Raw genomic sequence first — 15,815 nt, forward strand, 5'->3', positions numbered from 1 at the left:
AGGAAACAGGGAAATCCCGGGAAAACGTCGTCTGAAGTGGAACCAAACTACAATCACCTGTGTATAAACGGCATAATAGTTTCAATTACCAGCGGCTGTTTCGTCAGCTAAAACAGCTTTTGATAAGCTCTTAAAGCCTTAGGATCAAACGATGACTGTAGAACTGAACCAACCAGTACCCGATTTCACCGCAGAAGCCACGAACGATGTAACCGTTACTCTGACAGAGCTGAAAGGCAAAAATGTCGTCATCTATTTTTACCCGAAAGATAATACGCCAGGCTGCACCAACGAAGGCAAGGATTTCCGGGATCACGCCACAGACTTCTCTGCAGCCAATACCATCATTTTTGGCGTCTCAAGGGACAGCATACGCGTTCATACAAACTTTAAAGCTAAGCATGAGTTTCCCTTTGAACTGATCTCAGACTCTGAGGAAGCTCTCTGCAGACACTTCGACGTCATTAAGCTTAAGAAGAATTACGGCCGTGAATATATGGGGATTGAGCGCAGCACATTTTTAATTAATGCTGAAGGGGTATTAGTTCAGGAGTGGCGCAAGGTAAAGGTAAAGGGTCATGTGGAAGAAGTGCTTGAAGCAGTCCGGGCACTTTAAATAAGCGCCAGCCATTACCGATAGAAACAAAAGATCCCGCTGAAAGCGGGATCTTTTGCAGCGGGAATAGCCAAAAGACTATTTCGCGCGATAAATAATTCCTGGGCGGCACTGCACCATTTCATAAAGTTCCGGCATATTACTCAATGCCTCAGAAGCACCTAGGAACAGATAACCACCAGGCTTCAGAACACCATGAATGCGCGTAAGAATATCTTTCTTAAGATCCGCTGAAAAATAGATCAGTACATTACGACAGAAAACGATATCAAACTTGCCCAGCATCGAATAGCTATGCAGAAGATTCATTGGCCTAAAATCAACCCGCTGTTTAATCGGTGCTTTCACCGCCCAACGACCATCACCTGTCTGCAGGAAAAACTTCGTCAAACGATCCTGAGAAAGGCCACGACCGAGTGCCAGCATTTCGTATTCACCGCTTCGGGCAGAATTCAAAACCGTAGAAGAGATATCCGTGGCAACAATACGCTCACCTGCACGGAATGAGCCTGGATTCCTTTGCTTAAATTCATCCAGCACCATACTAATGGAGTAGGGTTCCTGGCCTGTTGAACAAGCAGCAGACCAGATTTTGAGCTGCTGAGCCCCTAGCGTTTTACTCAATTCCGGCAGTAACTGATTCTGCAAAATATTGAATGGATGAATATCACGAAACCACAGAGTCTCATTGGTCGTCATCGCATCAACAACCGCTTCTTTCAGTCCCGAGCGAGGGTTCGAGGTAATCGCTTTAATGAGTTCACCAAGAGTCGTCATTCCATGCTGAGCCATGATCTTATTCAGACGACTGGTGACAAGATATTGCTTGTTATCACCCAGCAAAATCCCACAAGCATCCTGAAGAAACTTGCGAAAAGCATTGTAGTCTTTGATATCAATAGTTCTGACTGTTGACATTCTATGAACTCACTCAAACAGCGTTACGTTTCTAACAGCTTATCACAAATTAGCAAAAGACAAGTCTTTATCTATTGTTAAGCTGGCTCAACCTGCTGCAACGAATTGATTCTGCTAACAACTTTTCGGGCCAACTCATCAGCGTCATATTTTGCCAAAAAGTCATTTGCACCTACTTTTTTAACCATGGCCTCATTAAAAATGCCACTCAAAGAGGTGTGCAACAGTATCTGTATACGACTCAGATCAGGATCGGATCTTATCTCTGTTGTCAGGGTATACCCGTCCATTTCAGGCATCTCGATATCAGAAATGATCATCAGTACTTCGTCGTCCACTTCTTTACCGGAATCAGCAATACTTCTCAGATACCTGAGCGCCTCAAGGCCATTTGTCAGGCCGGTTGTCTGCACCCCTACCTCATCCAGACAGCGAATCACCTGATTTCGGGCAACACCTGAATCATCTACAACCACAACATGGTACTTAGACGAAATCAACTTCAGAGTATCATCAACAACACCTTTACTGACACGCTCATTCACTGGATGCACTTTAGAGATAACCTTCTCAACGTCAATGATCTCAATCATGGTTCCGTTAAGTTCGGTTACCGCAGTCAGGTAATTGTCTTTACCTGTTGCCTTAGGAGGTGGATGAACATCCTTCCAGTTGAGGTTAACAATTTTATCAACCTTAGATACGAGAAACCCCTGAGTGACACGATTGTACTCAGTAACAATTACAACACTGTCGTTGAGACTTTTAACCGGTGGCAGACCAATGGCCATTCCCAGATCAATGACCGAAATTGTTTGACCACGGATACTGGCTACACCCCGAACAATCGCCCCATGATGCGGCAGGTTCGTCAGTTGAGGACAAGGAAGAATCTCCTTAACTTTAAATACATTGATACCATAACTCTGGCGCCCCCTGAGATGAAACAGGAGTAGCTCCATACGGTTACCACCAACAAGTTGCGCCCGCTCTGCAAGGCGGCCTGCTTGCTCATTCATAAAGTCATCCACTGATAGGAATTCAATTCAGAATGTGTAGACTACCCTTTTATAGATCAGTGGTGAACTGGGGATTTCCCCTTCTTGGATAGTTTAACAATTTCCTACACGACAATTACGAGGCAGTTACATTGGTTTTTTTCCGCTCTCTCAGCATCAACTTAACTCAGCCAGGGGTTATGCGATTTATCGCGTGCACGCTACTGGTATGGATCACGTCTCCGTTGAGCATTGCTGCAGATCTGGAAACTAAAGAGAGCCTTCAGGCAGCTGTTACCGCCTACCTGAAACCTAAACTGGATGCACTTAACACCAGTCACATCAATATTGATGTTGGCAGTATTGATCCTCGATTACGCCTGAAAAAATGCCCGGAACCACTGGAGCTTGATCAGCTGGGAAACAAAAGCCTGTCAGGCAAAGTCAATATTCGCGTACGCTGTCCATCAGCCAGTTGGGGGATTTTTATTCCCGCTAACATCCAGATCTTTGAGCCCGTTGTCATTAGCCGTGTATCTCTTCCCCGAGGCTCAGTTATAAGTCGTCAGTTGCTTGCACTTCGGGAAGTTGAAAGCTCCTCACTCAACTATAGTTATTTCAGAGATATTGATCAGGTAGCAGGTACTGAAGTTGTTCGACCAATCCAGGCAAACAGCGTCGTTTTTACCAATATGGTTCAGGCTGCAGATGCTATCCGCAAGGGTGATGATGTAATTATTAAGGCCCAGGTTGGCGGTCTCAGTGTTCGCATCAAAGGCCAGGCACTCCAGGATGGGGCTCTGGGTGAACAAATTCAGGTGCGAAATACGCAATCCAGACGTATAATCAGAGCGGTGGTTACAGGGCCAGGTAATGTACTTGTCCCTATGTAGACGAAAAAATTGCTTTTGGAAGACCCTTTTCTGAAGGTGAATCTCAGATATTTTGCATTTTTTGTTATACTTGCCTGTAAATTCATTAATTTTTATTAAAGCTTTCAGAAGAAGTGCCGATAACCAATTCAAGTTATTGATATTTCTCAAAGAGGTCAGTCAAAATGGCTATCGATCTTAACAGCCTGTCCAGCGGCTTAGCAGGAAATCGCGTTCGTACTTCCGGACAGACTTCCGAAAAAAATGAGGTCTCTAAAAATGAGGCTCATTCTGCTGCTTCACAGACAAGCACCAAGAGCGACAGCGTACAGCTGAGTGATGAGGCTCTTCGCCTGAACAGCCGTGCACAGTCTGCTCCCGACATTGATGAAAGCAAAGTAAATGCTATTCAGTCTTCTATCGAAGATGGCACTTACAAGATTGACTATCAGGCACTGGCAAAAAGTATTATTCAGTTTGAAAATAAACTGTAAGGTCAGCCCGTGAGTGAAGCCCTTTCACAAACAGTCAAACAGCACCTGCTTAACAGCATTCAACATATGAAAGCTGTTAAGCGGTGCATCGAAAACGAAAAAGAAGCACTGAAGATCCGTGATATTAAACAGATTCAAATGATCACGCTTGAGAAGCAGAAGCTTCTCAATCAAGTTGAAGCTGATATCAATGATCGACAGGAAATTCTAACGTCCCAAGATCTTGAACTCGATGATGAGAGCATGCTTGCGCTTATTGCCGGTTTTCCTGAAAAAGTGTCAGCCTCACTGTCTCAAGGGTGGCAGCAGCTTATTTCGCTGCATGACGATGTTAAAGAAATTAACCAGGCAAACGGCATGATCATCAATAAAGGTTTGCAACAAGTCGATGCTATGCTGAGTATTCTTCAGTACAATACTGAAGCACGAACTGCACGAACCTATAATGCCAAGGGTCGTTCTATCGCTCAGTCATCACGTGATCTCGGCCAGGCCTGAGTCAATTTTTAACATGTACAGGGTTTCTTTATGACTGGCACTGTTGATTCAGATACCGAAGCCAAGCCACAGGCAACGACACAAAGAGAGGATAGCCGGAAGCACCTGGTTACCCGCCAAGCCAGTATTTTTGCTGTACTCCGATCATTACAAAAACATCGCTCTCCTCTTACTATTGTTTTTCAAGGCCACAACAAGCAGAGCTTTACCAGTATTGTTCTGAAAGTTGACCTGGAAGACGGCTATTTTATCCTGGATGAAATAGCACCGCCAAGCGGCCATAAAAGAGCTCTGGAGGGTGGGGTTTTTAGTATTCAGGCAAATGATAAGGGCGTTCAGGTTGCATTTGGCAACAACACAGTTGTTGGCGCCGGGCATAATGAAGGAGCCGCCATCTATAAAGTCGCAATGCCTAAACAGCTACTTTATAAGCAGCGTCGCGATGCCTATCGTGCCCATATTGCAATAGCCGATCAGGAAGATATTAAACTTACGTCTTATAAGCGCCAAAAACCTCTGGTTGGGAAAATCATTGATATCTCTTCTACTGGCTGTAAAGTTGAATTCCCCTACCTGGTAGAACCAGCCTTTGAGGATATGGAAGTATTCGATGAGCTCAGCTTTGATTTGCCAGAAGCCGAGTTTGATACGTCAGTACTCTGCGCAGCAGAAGCCCGGCGGGCAGTTTATTTTGAAGATAAAAAAACAACACAATGCGGCTTCCAGTTTCTGAATCCTGATGGACGAAACCAGAGAGAGATCGACCGTTTCGTTGCTTACCTGCAGCGCGAAGCACGCCGCAAAGGTCTAGAATAAAACCTGATATCAGATGATATGATCCTGCTGATACTGCCAACGGCGCCAGCGGGATACATCCTCAGGATAATCCACATCCCAAAGCTCCGGCAACAATCTCACTTGTAAACCTAAAGAAGCAGCATTTGACAATGTTTCTGACAAAACCGTTTTACTTCCCCAATTAACCTGGTCAAACAGAGCGTCCGGCAGCCTGTGATTACAACCAATTAATACGTAGCCCCCATCCTCTGCTGCGTTTAGAACTAAACGGCACTCGTTATCTAGTGCGGAGAAAGCACTCTCAATAATCACTGGAGAAATAGCCGGACAATCACTACCAACCAAAATAACCTGCTCGAACTCTTCAAGTCCTTTATTGAGGGCTGCCAGCATTTTCTGACCGAGGTCACCTTCAACCTGCTGAATAAGAGTAAAACCCTGAGCTTCAAAAGGAGTCAGAAACGGGTGCCTCAGATTACCTGCAATATGCAACTGCCGCTCCTCAGCCTCTGAAGCCAGCAACGCTTCGGCAGTAACTGAGACCAGCTCACAATGCAAATCAACCGTTTCTGAAGGCTTAAAACCACTTAACAATCGTGTTTTTACCTTTCCTTCCACTGGCTCTTTAGCAAACTGAATAATTAACCGTCTTCTTTCTGAACCTTGCATAAAGTATCACCTGTGTTGATATCAGAGAGGTTTTCAGGGAAAACTTCCCGCACTCTGGTACCTGATTTCAATTCATAGCCGGGATAATAAGAGGCCGCAAGAGTTTCAGCTGGAATACCCAGCAAATAAGCCAAGCGAAACCGCCACATAAGAAGAATAGTGCGCCACACACCCTTATTTTGCCAGCGCCGGGAAGAGGTCAGTACTTTGTCCTTGATACAGACCGGTGAAGCTTTTTGTTTCAACCTCACACTAAGTTCAATATCTTCCATCAGAGGCTGCAATGGAAAACCATTAACCTGATCAAAAAGATCGCGACTGACAAAAATACTTTGATCCCCAGTAGCAATGCCTGTTACGCGAGACCGGATATTCATCAACCCAGCAATCACCGGAAACATCCAATGGCCCGGAGAGAGGCAAACATCAAAGCGCCCCCAGCAGGACCGTGCTCCCAGAGAAGACAAAGTACAAACAGCAGAATCAGGAAGTATTGTATCCACATGCTGAAATAACAGCATATTTCCCTCTGCCGCAGCAGCCCCAGCATTCATCTGCTGTGCACGGCCAGCACCGGACACCAGTACCCGATCTACCCAGGGAGCAGCTAGGCTCAGGGTAGAATCAGTACTGCCCCCATCCACCAGAATCAACTCATGACCAGACTCACGAAAAGGCTGCAAATGCCTGAGAAAAGACTCAACATTATCCGCCTCATTCAGAACAGGAATAATCACACTAATCATGTCAGTCAAATCGTCTAATCACCAAGAGCACCACCACAGCTACTCCCCTGACCAGCAGTACAACCATAGCAATGCTCGCCAATGAAAATCTCATCGCCCTCCAGATTCTCATTCAAAAGATCCGCCAGGTATGTTTCCTTTCGGTCCGAGGCAATCAAAGGCATCTCTAACATCTGATTAAAATCACAATCATAAACCCGACCCTGCCAGTCAATACTGACCAGACTACGGCACATCAGACCCGCAAGATTTTGCTCAGAAAAGTTATCCTTCAGCAGCTGCATATAGTCAGCAAACTGGCCTTTGGAAAGCAGCATACTTCCAAAACGACTAATCGGCATATTCGTGATCGTCAGTAGCTCATTGAAAACAATGCCATGGGACTCTTTCAGTTCGCGTTGATAATCAGCCTGTAAACCGGCTTGTGCAGGGGGCAGAAATGGTCCACCGGGGTTATAAACAAGGTTCAGACTCAGACCGCTCCCGGGCTGGCCAAAGCCCAGCTCATTCAGTTTTTGCAATGCAATGATGCTCTCAGCAAATACCCCTTTGCCCCTTTGCTGCTCCACATTCTGCTCAGAGTAACAAGGCAAGGATGCGGTAACTACCACCTTTTGATCCGCCAAAAACTGTGCCAAATCCTCATAGCCAGGCTCATTCAGAATGGTCAGGTTGCAACGATCAATCACCTCAACACCACGCTTACGGGCCTCTGTGACCAGATAGCGAAACTCAGGATTCATTTCCGGAGCACCACCTGTCAGATCGAGCACTTTGATTCCCTGACGGTCTATAAACTCAAGTACCTGATCAATGGATTCGCGGCTCATCAGCTCAGTTCTTTTCGGCCCGGCGTTCACATGACAATGCACACAGCTCAAATTGCACAGATAACCCAAATTAACCTGCAGGATAGAAAGTTTCCCCCGGAAAATTCTTGGGAAATCAGTCTCTTCCAGAAGGGGGCGGGTATCAAGCATGATAGATCCTCAGTTTGGTTTTTTTGTAAGAACTCATTATAATGTCTGCACTTTCAAAGTCAGTGCCTCAATAGCTCAGCTGGATAGAGCGTCCCCCTCCTAAGGGGAAGGCCGCAGGTTCGACTCCTGCTTGGGGCACCATTTACGCTTAAAAATCAACACGTTACGCACACCATCTAAACTATTCGAATCCTGTTTTCTGCTCCATGTACAGCATAGATACATAGCAGAGCAAACAGAGACCTCCCAAGCTAAACATTGTTCCTTATTGAATACGATCAATACGTCCCTGTTGGATTCAATTCTATCGACGGCAAAAAGATGTAAATCTATTGTTAGAATAAAAAGTTAGCTGCTACTAACCAGCTAGAGGCTACTATAAAAGGCGAGTTATAAGGCCCGCTTAGTATCTGCGGGCATTTTGCTGATAATGGCAGATTTCAAAATACTCCGACGACTGCCCATAAACAAAAAAACCCAGACCAGTATTCACTGGTCTGGGTTTCGCCTTTACTCTCTAGCCTATATTAGTATAGCAGCCACAACTGAAACCTATTTATCACGCTCTGCGACAGCAGGGTCAGCAATTCTTCTCAGCCATTCCTCGCTGTTTGGGCCAACAACACACTCATTATTTTCCCGCATGGCTAAACGCAGGACACAGCGGGAAGAGACTTCAGCAAAATTTTCCTCAGGAAGTGTACGTACCGACTCAACCAAGGCGACCCAATGAGGCTGTTGTTGTTCTGCCAAGGTATAATAAACCCACTTGCCACTTTTTTGCTGAGTCAGCAAACCGGATTTATATAGCATTTTCAGATTGCGGGACACGTTATACTGCGTCTCCCCGGTAACATCCATCGCCTCTGCAACAGTAACGCGCTGATCAACATGGATCAGTAGCCAAAAAAGACGCAATCTATGGGGTTCTGCAAGAGCTTTTAAAGCATCTATATATTGTTCATTATTCATCAATTCTGCTTTTTTTCTTTAGGCTTACAGCCATTATAGCGACTCCGATCAGGAAAACGATACCCGAGTGAGTCCCATGAAAAATAAGCGTTGATCGATCTGCTCCAGATAAAAAGTAGTACCAGAAAGTAGGGCAAAAAATACCCAGTAAGGCGACCTGACGACCCACTTTAGTCTGCTCAGACAGGTCACCCCCTTTAATAAGGATCTGAACAATCTGATAGATATAGTGATACGCACACCATTTCATCAGTTTTCCAGCAAACCTCTTTGGGCTACATACCATCTTTTCTGTTTTTGACATACAACCTCCGGAGCAGAGTCAAGCTAACGTCCCTAGATTACATACTGAAAGAGAAGGCCACCGATAATCGCGGTAGTTAACACAATCATCACGAAAGCGATAACGGCCTTGGGTTTAAGTACAGCAGATACCAATGCAATCTCAGGCAAACTGGCCCCTGTTCCGCCAATAATAAGCGCCATAGCAGGCCCCATACCCATGCCTTTAACAATCAGTACATTAAGCAGCGGGATCGCCATTTCAATACGCAGATACAGGGGAACCCCAATGACAGCCGCGAGAATGATAGATAGTACATTGTCACCACCAACGTATTTCTCCACCAATTCCGACGACAAGTAAGCTGCCGATAGACCACTGATTAATGCGCCAAGCAATACATAAGGCATGATTTTTTTAAACAAGGCCATGGCAAAGCGAAGTGCATTCTGAGCTTTGCTTGACTCAGCACCTGCAGGAGCTGCTCCGCATATAGCCGTAGAGTGAGTACCACATAGATCCACTGTTGCTGCATCATTCGCTACCGTAGCCATAGGTTGAGCTTCACCGGTCGATACTGGTTGAGCACCACAATCTGATACGGGCTTAACATCACTACAGCCTGAAACCGGGGCCGCTGCGGAACAGGTAGGCGGTGCCTTTCCACTCTCTAACTCATCCCCGCGTTTTATCTCATTTCTCCAGGGTGTTTTGGTAATAAGCCAGCCACCAACAACAGCCGCAATAAATGTGATCGCAAGATATATAGAGGTTACTTTTAACCCGAAAGTGGCATATATCATCGCCAACACAACAAAGTTACATAAAGGTGCTGAGATCAAAAAACTCAGAACAGTACCCAGAGAAACCCCCATGGTCGCCATTCCCATTGTGACCGGCACAACGGAGGCACTGCAAAACGGAGTTAACATCCCAATCAGAGCACCAATCAGTGGCCCCTGTTTCTCATGCTTTGTAAGTTTCTGCTGTAGCTTATCCTGGGGTATATATTCCCGCATAAAGCCTGTTAAAACAGAAACCGCTGCAATCACAATGGCAAGTGCACCACCGACATGCAGAAATTCATTTAGTGCAATCGTAAGTTTATCCATGCTCTCCCAACCATCTTATTCAGTTGTTAAACGTCAAATCATGGAGGCAATATATTCATAAAAGCACAATCATGCAAGTATGCGCCTCACAAAACCAGACATCCACTATGGAGATTGCAGATTTTACCGGCATTTTTATGCGACAATATGGATAAAGCTTTCTGCAGAAAAGGATTCTCGTGTCAAAGCAGCTTATATTCCGGACGATCCCACTCAGGTGTTTGACTACAGGGTTGTTCTATCTCATCTGTGCTAACTTAGCTTTCCCGGTATCGACAGTACTAGCAGCAAACATAGCGGTTTCAGGCTCTGATACCGTTAAAGAGGTACCTTCTGTTTATCAGGCATATCTGCATTGGATGTTTTTTGTTACAGCTCTGATTGTCGTGGTGGTTTACTGGAACCGCCGCCTCTCTGCGGAGATTGAAACCCGAAAAATGGCCAATCACCTGGCGCAATCCTATCTGGGAATCATCAATCGCTATGTAATCACTTCACGTACCGACCTCGACGGCATCATTATTGATGTCAGCAAGGCCTTCTGTGATATTTCTGGCTATTCCCGGGATGAATTAATCGGTCATCGTCACGGTGTTGTTCGCCACCCTCAAACGGATAACAAAGTCTATCAGGAGCTTTGGGAAACATTAGGTCAAGGTAGAAGCTGGACGGGAGAGATGTGTAACCGCCGCAAGGATGGCACCACTTACTGGGTGTCAGCAACTATAGCTGCGGACCACGACCAGCACGGGAAAAAGACCGGCTATATAGCTGTTCATCAGGATATAACCGATCACAGAATTGTCCGTGAGCTCTCTCTGCGAGACCCGTTGACCAGCCTGTACAACCGACGACATTTTAATGAATTATTTGATAAATTCCTGTCATGCAAATTACATCATGAATCTCAGGCTGGATTGATTTTAATTGATATCGACCACTTTAAAAAATTCAATGATACCTACGGGCACCAAAAAGGAGATACAGCCCTGACTCAGGTTGCCTTCTGCCTTAAAGAGATCTGTATCCGCCTGAATAAAGAAACGCCGTCAGCTCAGGCCCATGCTTTTCGTTTAGGAGGTGAAGAGTTTGCCCTTCTTGCTTTACTGGATGAGAGGGAAACAGAAGACGCCGCGGAAATGCTTCGGCAACAGGTATTTGACCTACAGCTTGAGCATGTGAACAATGAGAGTTTCGGCGTCATGACCTGCTCTCTTGGCAGCTATAGTTTCAAAGTAAATTCCGAGTATAGCAACGAGGCTGATGAGCTATTCCGCATCGCCGACCAAGCGCTTTACCGGGCAAAAGAAAAAGGCCGGAACCAGTGCCAGTCCGCTAATAATCAAACCGCAGATATTGAGCTATTCTGAAGAGTGCTCTGCTATCAGAGCACCTCTTTTTCTGGCTCAGAAGCATCCACAGCCCGAGGCCAGGCATAAAGAATTGCCTTAAGCAGTGTTGCCAATGGAATTGCAAAAAAGATCCCCCAGAACCCCCAGACACCACCAAAAGCCAGTACTGCCACAATAATCGCTACCGGGTGTAGATTCACGGCTTCAGAGAACAGCAAAGGAACCAGTACATTGCCATCCAGTGCCTGAATAACGCCGTAAACCATCAGCATATAGAAGAAGGTATCGTTCAGGCCAAACTGAAACATGCCAATCAATACGACAGGTACTGTTACTACGGCAGCGCCAATGTAAGGAACTAATACAGACAAGCCAACCAATACAGCCAAAAGAGCAGAATACTGCACACCAAAAGAGATTAACCCGATGTAGGTAGCAACCCCCACAATCGCAATCTCGATAAATTTACCCCGGATATAGTTCGCTAACTGCTGATCCATCTCCCGCCAGATACCGGTCATAAAAACCCGTTTTTCCGGCAGGTGACTGACAAACCAGTTGATCAGAAGATCTCGGTCCTTCAACAAAAAGAAGACCAAAATCGGCACCAGAACCAGGTAAATCATCAAACCAAACAGGTTCGGTACAGAAGAGAGTGAAAGCGATACCAGCTTCTGCCCCACCATACCAATCTCACCTGCAGCGACACCAATTAGCTCCTGCATCTGCCCCTGACTGATCAGGTTAGGATACTGCTCCGGCAACAGAAGTAGCAGTTGCTGGCCTTCAGCCAGCATACCGGGAAGCTCATCAATCAGGGTCATTAGCTGTCGCCAGACCAAGGGAAAAACGACCAGGACCAAAGCTGAAAGCAGGCTGACAAAGATAAGAAACACCAGAACAACAGCCAGTTGAAAAGGTACACGCACCTCTTCAAGCTTTCTTACAATCCCTGCTAACAGATAAGCTAAAACAACACTGGACAGAAAAGGTGCCAGCATGGCCCCCATAAAAATCACAATACTGAAACCGCCAATCAGCAGCAGGAAGAAAATGACCGCTTCTTCATCCGAAAAATATCTCTGAGCCCAATAGCGGGCCACATCCTTCATTGCCATGGCGCTACCTATTCCCCTTTCCGGATACAGTATATAAATTCATCATCCTGTTGTTCCCGATCAAGTAACTCGTGAGGGCTCTGGCGAATAAAAACATCGAAGTCATCCCATGATCCGGCATCGGTCGCTACAACCCTTACAACATCGCCCACTGTCATAGAATTAAGTACTAACTTCGCCTTCAGCAGTGGCATCGGGCAGTGCAGGCCTTTAGTGTCCAGTTCTTGGTCGATTGCGTATGCCATCTATTTCCTCGGATTAACTCACTGTTTTTATTGGATTGAATCAGACAAAAATCAACGACTGATTAAAGGGGATGTCAGCATAAAGTGCAAGATAAAACCCAAAACAGCCGTCCCTATGCCGGCCATATAGTTTACCTTATCTGTGCATCTGCTTTTGGATCAGAAACTGATGCTTTATCCTGTTGTCTCAGCAACAGACAGTACAGCGATAGAATGATCTCTCGGTTCACTATTTACGTGCTCTCGAAGTAACAGAGTTTCAGATACTGCTGCTGTTTTTTATGACTCACAACAGGGATTCAATGTGCCTCTCTTACCAACATCATCCCGAACCATATCTTTCGGACAATACGGGCTGAAATATCTTCGGGCAGCCATTGCAGGCCTGCTGCTGGTAATATCGTCCCTACTGGCCTCTTCTGTAACTGCTGATACAGGTAAACTGCCAAGTATCGGTAGCGATCAGCCTGACCGTCTGACAATGCATCAGGAATACAGATTGGGGCGGGCATGGCTACGTCAGTATCGCGCTGCCAGCCCTGTGATCTACGACCCTATCCTGCAGAATTACCTGGAAACCCTCGTCAATAAGTTGGCTGTAGAGGCGGACCTTTATGAGCGCCGCTTAAATCTTATTGCGATCAATGCCAAAACCATCAATGCCTTTGCTGTACCCGGGGGAGTCATAGGAGTCCATAGCGCCCTGCTACTGAAGGCCAAAGATGAAGATATGGTTGCATCGGTACTTGCCCATGAATTGGCACATCTTAGCCAACGCCATTACGCCCGACGAAAAGACAATGCGGACGGACAGCAACTATCTCTGCTAACCGCCATGCTGACCGGACTGGTATTGAGCGCCAATGGTCACACTCAAGCTGGTGTGGCTGCCATTGCCAGCTCTCAGGCAGCAGCCATTCAAAGCCAACTGCAATTCAGCCGACTCCATGAACAGGAAGCCGATGCAGTAGGCTTTCGCGTACTGAAAGAGGCCGGTTTTGACAGTAGTGGCATGGCGCGAATGTTTGAGCTTCTGCAAGCAGAAGCCCGCACAAGTGGGGGCAGCGCACCGGAATTTCTACTGACACACCCACTAACCCAAAGCCGAATCGCCTTTGCAAAAGAGCGCGAGATAAAAGATGGCACCGAAGCCTTTTACAGCAACCTTGAGTTTCAGCTGATCAGGGTTCGTGCAATGCTGCAGCAAACCCCGGTTAAAGAGCGTCCTGTAGCACTGACGGCATTGTTAAAAAGCATATCAGATAGCATAAAAGAACCCGTCAAACTTTACGCTGATATTCTGAGCGCCCTTGATCAGGGCAAAACCCAAAAAGCTCAGGAGCTGACAGAACAACTGGCTCTACAGCCGGACCATCTCTATTTTCGCCTGCTCACCGCCAGAGTTTTAGTAAGGACCGGTCATGGTGATCAGGCCTTCAGTCTGCTCGATACACAGCTTAAAGAAACACCTGATAATATGGCAGTCAAAGCCTTTACCGCCCAGACTTATCTGAATGCAGGACAAACACCTCGGGCGATGGAGGCCTTTAAGAAGCTCAGCCGGGAGCGCCCGGAAGATCCCTGGGTTTGGCAACAATTGGCAAAAGCCGCTGCGGATGGTAAAGATCTGCTGACCGTTTATAAAGCCAATGCAGAGTACCATCAGCTAACCGGTGATATTCCTCAGGGCATTAAAGAATTGAAGTTAGCCCGGGAATATGCCAGTAATGATCCTATCGAATTTGCCCGTATCGACCATCGCATTAAAGACCTGGAAAAGCTATTTAAAGAGCTGAATTTTCAATAACTTCAAAACTAAAAAATCCGATATTCAGCCGAATACCGGGTTTCATTGATCAGTAATGATCAGCTCAGAAACCGCTTTACTTGGAGGCAGTGAACTGCAGCATCCGGGTCAAAGGCTGCATCGCTTTTTCACCCAGTTCGGCATCGACAAAAACCTCCTGATCACCAGTTTCCAATACATGTACCAGTGACTCCAGCTCATTCATTGCCATCCAGGGGCAGTGCGCGCAACTACGGCATGTGGCGCCATTGCCGGCTGTAGGAGCTTCCAGAAAGGTTTTTTCCGGGCATAATTGCTGCATCTTGTAGAAGATGCCCCGGTCGGTGGCCACGATAAACGTCTCGTTCGCCATATCTTTAGCAGCGTTGATCAACTGAGATGTTGACCCGACTACATCCGCCAGCTCCACGACAGCCGCCGGGGATTCAGGATGCACAAGAATGGCCGCATCCGGGTACACTTTTTTCAGATCCAGCACACCCTTAGCTTTAAATTCTTCATGAACAATACAGGCGCTATCCCAAAGAATCATATCCGCGCCGGTCTTCTGCTGCACATAACCCCCAAGATGCTTATCAGGAGCCCAGATAATCTTCTCGCCCTTATCTTTCAGGTGTTCGACAACCTGAAGGGCGATACTGGATGTTACCACCCAATCAGCGCGGGCTTTGACTGCAGCAGAGGTATTTGCATATACAACAACGGTACGGTCAGCATGCTGATCACAGAAAGCACTGAACTCATCAACAGGGCAACCCAGATCCAGAGAGCAGGTCGCCTCCAGAGTTGGCATAAGCACACGCTTTTCAGGGCTCAGAATTTTAGACGTTTCGCCCATAAACTTAACACCAGCCACCACCAGTGTTTTAGCATCATGATTAGCACCAAAGCGTGCCATCTCCAGAGAATCTGCTACACAGCCGCCGGTCTCTTCGGCCAAAGCCTGTATATCGTGACTACAGTAGTAGTGCGCAACAAGAACTGCATTCTGCGCTATCAGAAGCTGCTTGATACGAGCCGTAAGCTCTGCTTTCTTCTCAGCGTTCAGTTCTTCCGGTGTTCCCAGATTGGACAGGTGTTCCCGAACCAGTGCCTGGTCTGCTTGCATAGTCATGGGCTGAATTCAACTCATAGTAAAGATTTCAGCAACCTCGCATACCCTCGACTTGTCACACCATACATAAAGCTGCGGACAGAGATCAGTCAGGCGAAGCTGCAATCAAACAAAAAGATGGCCGTAAATTTTAGCACAAAACTCTGACAACAGATGAAGCTTTCAGCTGCTATCGGGTGCTTATTTAAGAAAAGTATCTGTGGATAACGTAAAAAGAAGAATA

At 46.4% G+C, this 15,815-nt stretch carries 18 protein-coding genes and 1 tRNA gene; 8 read left to right on the plus strand and 11 right to left on the minus strand.

From position 1 onward, the window contains the following. The first annotated feature begins 151 nt into the window (after positions 1 to 151). Positions 152 to 616, plus strand: a complete 465-nt coding sequence (locus ACN0R8_RS09080; protein ID WP_417596755.1) for a peroxiredoxin — start codon at positions 152 to 154, stop codon at positions 614 to 616. Between the two features lie 78 nt (positions 617 to 694). Here ACN0R8_RS09080 and ACN0R8_RS09085 read toward each other — a convergent pair whose 3' ends face one another. Together ACN0R8_RS09085 and ACN0R8_RS09090 are read right to left on the minus strand one after the other, a co-directional pair. After that, positions 695 to 1,534 carry a CheR family methyltransferase gene (locus ACN0R8_RS09085; RefSeq protein WP_077242947.1) on the minus strand — a complete coding sequence of 280 codons (840 nt, stop codon included), beginning with the start codon at positions 1,532 to 1,534 and terminating at the stop codon, positions 695 to 697. A gap of 77 nt (positions 1,535 to 1,611) precedes the next feature. Next, the gene (locus ACN0R8_RS09090) at positions 1,612 to 2,553 is read right to left on the minus strand and encodes a chemotaxis protein CheV (RefSeq protein WP_417596756.1); all 942 of its coding nucleotides are present in this window, start codon (positions 2,551 to 2,553) and stop codon (positions 1,612 to 1,614) included. A 179-nt stretch (positions 2,554 to 2,732) separates the two neighbouring features. Here ACN0R8_RS09090 and flgA point away from each other — a divergent pair, with 179 nt between their 5' ends. The 4 genes from flgA to ACN0R8_RS09110 all read left to right on the plus strand — a co-directional run bounded on the left by flgA (position 2,733) and on the right by ACN0R8_RS09110 (position 5,212). After that, positions 2,733 to 3,425, plus strand: coding sequence for a flagellar basal body P-ring formation chaperone FlgA (gene flgA / locus ACN0R8_RS09095; protein WP_417596757.1), 693 nt, complete (start codon positions 2,733 to 2,735; stop codon positions 3,423 to 3,425). A 164-nt stretch (positions 3,426 to 3,589) separates the two neighbouring features. Further along, positions 3,590 to 3,898 (plus strand): flagellar biosynthesis anti-sigma factor FlgM, encoded by a 309-nt coding sequence (gene flgM / locus ACN0R8_RS09100; RefSeq protein ID WP_417596758.1) that lies wholly within the window; start codon positions 3,590 to 3,592, stop codon positions 3,896 to 3,898. Between the two features lie 9 nt (positions 3,899 to 3,907). Then, the gene (locus tag ACN0R8_RS09105) at positions 3,908 to 4,396 is read left to right on the plus strand and encodes a flagella synthesis protein FlgN (RefSeq protein ID WP_417596760.1); all 489 of its coding nucleotides are present in this window, start codon (positions 3,908 to 3,910) and stop codon (positions 4,394 to 4,396) included. 30 nt (positions 4,397 to 4,426) lie between these two features. Then, positions 4,427 to 5,212 (plus strand): flagellar brake protein, encoded by a 786-nt coding sequence (locus tag ACN0R8_RS09110; RefSeq protein WP_417596761.1) that lies wholly within the window; start codon positions 4,427 to 4,429, stop codon positions 5,210 to 5,212. 9 nt (positions 5,213 to 5,221) lie between these two features. On the opposite strand, the gene ACN0R8_RS09115 is transcribed toward ACN0R8_RS09110, so the two are convergent. The 3 genes from ACN0R8_RS09115 to arsS are packed head-to-tail and all read right to left on the minus strand — an operon-like array spanning position 5,222 to position 7,589. Further along, the gene (locus ACN0R8_RS09115; RefSeq protein ID WP_417596762.1) at positions 5,222 to 5,863 is read right to left on the minus strand and encodes a TIGR04282 family arsenosugar biosynthesis glycosyltransferase; all 642 of its coding nucleotides are present in this window, start codon (positions 5,861 to 5,863) and stop codon (positions 5,222 to 5,224) included. Then, positions 5,836 to 6,609 (minus strand): TIGR04283 family arsenosugar biosynthesis glycosyltransferase, encoded by a 774-nt coding sequence (locus ACN0R8_RS09120; protein WP_417596857.1) that lies wholly within the window; start codon positions 6,607 to 6,609, stop codon positions 5,836 to 5,838. The genes ACN0R8_RS09115 and ACN0R8_RS09120 overlap by 28 nt, the downstream gene beginning before the upstream one ends. A gap of 14 nt (positions 6,610 to 6,623) precedes the next feature. Beyond that, entirely contained in the window at positions 6,624 to 7,589 is a 966-nt protein-coding gene (arsS, locus tag ACN0R8_RS09125) for an arsenosugar biosynthesis radical SAM (seleno)protein ArsS (protein ID WP_417596763.1), read from the minus strand. A 64-nt stretch (positions 7,590 to 7,653) separates the two neighbouring features. On the opposite strand from arsS, the gene ACN0R8_RS09130 reads away from it, so the two are divergent. Then, positions 7,654 to 7,730: transfer RNA gene (locus ACN0R8_RS09130), tRNA-Arg, on the plus strand. Positions 7,731 to 8,141: 411 nt separating this feature from the next. Here the strand turns inward: ACN0R8_RS09130 and ACN0R8_RS09135 are convergent. The 3 genes from ACN0R8_RS09135 to ACN0R8_RS09145 form a co-directional block, all read right to left on the minus strand. After that, entirely contained in the window at positions 8,142 to 8,561 is a 420-nt protein-coding gene (locus ACN0R8_RS09135; protein WP_417596764.1) for an ArsR/SmtB family transcription factor, read from the minus strand. Continuing rightward, on the minus strand, positions 8,554 to 8,811 hold the full coding sequence (locus ACN0R8_RS09140) for a hypothetical protein (protein ID WP_417596766.1): 258 nt from the start codon (positions 8,809 to 8,811) through the stop codon (positions 8,554 to 8,556). The genes ACN0R8_RS09135 and ACN0R8_RS09140 overlap by 8 nt, the downstream gene beginning before the upstream one ends. Before the next feature lie 86 nt (positions 8,812 to 8,897). Next, positions 8,898 to 9,956, minus strand: a complete 1,059-nt coding sequence (locus tag ACN0R8_RS09145; protein WP_417596767.1) for a permease — start codon at positions 9,954 to 9,956, stop codon at positions 8,898 to 8,900. A gap of 359 nt (positions 9,957 to 10,315) precedes the next feature. Between ACN0R8_RS09145 and ACN0R8_RS09150 the strand changes: the two genes are divergently transcribed. Then, positions 10,316 to 11,326 carry a diguanylate cyclase gene (locus ACN0R8_RS09150; protein WP_417596768.1) on the plus strand — a complete coding sequence of 337 codons (1,011 nt, stop codon included), beginning with the start codon at positions 10,316 to 10,318 and terminating at the stop codon, positions 11,324 to 11,326. A gap of 14 nt (positions 11,327 to 11,340) precedes the next feature. Here the strand turns inward: ACN0R8_RS09150 and ACN0R8_RS09155 are convergent, their stop codons facing one another. Both ACN0R8_RS09155 and ACN0R8_RS09160 read right to left on the minus strand, forming a co-directional pair. Then, positions 11,341 to 12,426, minus strand: a complete 1,086-nt coding sequence (locus ACN0R8_RS09155) for an AI-2E family transporter (protein ID WP_417596769.1) — start codon at positions 12,424 to 12,426, stop codon at positions 11,341 to 11,343. 8 nt (positions 12,427 to 12,434) lie between these two features. Further along, complete coding sequence (locus ACN0R8_RS09160) at positions 12,435 to 12,671, minus strand: sulfurtransferase TusA family protein (protein ID WP_417596770.1); 237 nt, start codon at positions 12,669 to 12,671, stop codon at positions 12,435 to 12,437. Between the two features lie 304 nt (positions 12,672 to 12,975). Here ACN0R8_RS09160 and ACN0R8_RS09165 point away from each other — a divergent pair, with 304 nt between their 5' ends. Beyond that, entirely contained in the window at positions 12,976 to 14,478 is a 1,503-nt protein-coding gene (locus ACN0R8_RS09165) for a M48 family metalloprotease (RefSeq protein ID WP_417596771.1), read from the plus strand. 76 nt (positions 14,479 to 14,554) lie between these two features. Here ACN0R8_RS09165 and nadA read toward each other — a convergent pair whose 3' ends face one another. Further along, entirely contained in the window at positions 14,555 to 15,592 is a 1,038-nt protein-coding gene (gene nadA / locus ACN0R8_RS09170) for a quinolinate synthase NadA (RefSeq protein WP_417596772.1), read from the minus strand. Positions 15,593 to 15,815 lie beyond the last annotated feature (223 nt).

The organism is Oceanospirillum sp. (assembly GCF_048265165.1).
Taxonomy (GTDB): Bacteria; Pseudomonadota; Gammaproteobacteria; order Pseudomonadales; family Halomonadaceae; genus Oceanospirillum.

Excerpts from the sequence above, each read along its gene's own strand:
- flgA (WP_417596757.1), top strand. The coding sequence starts at position 2,733 with ATGCGATTTATCGCGTGCACGCTACTGGTATGGATCACGTCTCCGTTG.
- ACN0R8_RS09115 (WP_417596762.1), bottom strand. The coding sequence starts at position 5,863 with ATGCAAGGTTCAGAAAGAAGACGGTTAATTATTCAGTTTGCTAAAGAG.
- nadA (WP_417596772.1), bottom strand. The coding sequence starts at position 15,592 with ATGACTATGCAAGCAGACCAGGCACTGGTTCGGGAACACCTGTCCAAT.
- ACN0R8_RS09110 (WP_417596761.1), top strand. The coding sequence starts at position 4,427 with ATGACTGGCACTGTTGATTCAGATACCGAAGCCAAGCCACAGGCAACG.
- ACN0R8_RS09085 (WP_077242947.1), bottom strand. The coding sequence starts at position 1,534 with ATGTCAACAGTCAGAACTATTGATATCAAAGACTACAATGCTTTTCGC.
- ACN0R8_RS09090 (WP_417596756.1), bottom strand. The coding sequence starts at position 2,553 with ATGAATGAGCAAGCAGGCCGCCTTGCAGAGCGGGCGCAACTTGTTGGT.
- ACN0R8_RS09160 (WP_417596770.1), bottom strand. The coding sequence starts at position 12,671 with ATGGCATACGCAATCGACCAAGAACTGGACACTAAAGGCCTGCACTGC.
- ACN0R8_RS09135 (WP_417596764.1), bottom strand. The coding sequence starts at position 8,561 with ATGAATAATGAACAATATATAGATGCTTTAAAAGCTCTTGCAGAACCC.
- ACN0R8_RS09120 (WP_417596857.1), bottom strand. The coding sequence starts at position 6,609 with ATGATTAGTGTGATTATTCCTGTTCTGAATGAGGCGGATAATGTTGAG.
- ACN0R8_RS09155 (WP_417596769.1), bottom strand. The coding sequence starts at position 12,426 with ATGGCAATGAAGGATGTGGCCCGCTATTGGGCTCAGAGATATTTTTCG.
- ACN0R8_RS09145 (WP_417596767.1), bottom strand. The coding sequence starts at position 9,956 with ATGGATAAACTTACGATTGCACTAAATGAATTTCTGCATGTCGGTGGT.
- ACN0R8_RS09140 (WP_417596766.1), bottom strand. The coding sequence starts at position 8,811 with ATGAAATGGTGTGCGTATCACTATATCTATCAGATTGTTCAGATCCTT.
- ACN0R8_RS09150 (WP_417596768.1), top strand. The coding sequence starts at position 10,316 with ATGTTTTTTGTTACAGCTCTGATTGTCGTGGTGGTTTACTGGAACCGC.
- arsS (WP_417596763.1), bottom strand. The coding sequence starts at position 7,589 with ATGCTTGATACCCGCCCCCTTCTGGAAGAGACTGATTTCCCAAGAATT.
- flgM (WP_417596758.1), top strand. The coding sequence starts at position 3,590 with ATGGCTATCGATCTTAACAGCCTGTCCAGCGGCTTAGCAGGAAATCGC.
- ACN0R8_RS09080 (WP_417596755.1), top strand. The coding sequence starts at position 152 with ATGACTGTAGAACTGAACCAACCAGTACCCGATTTCACCGCAGAAGCC.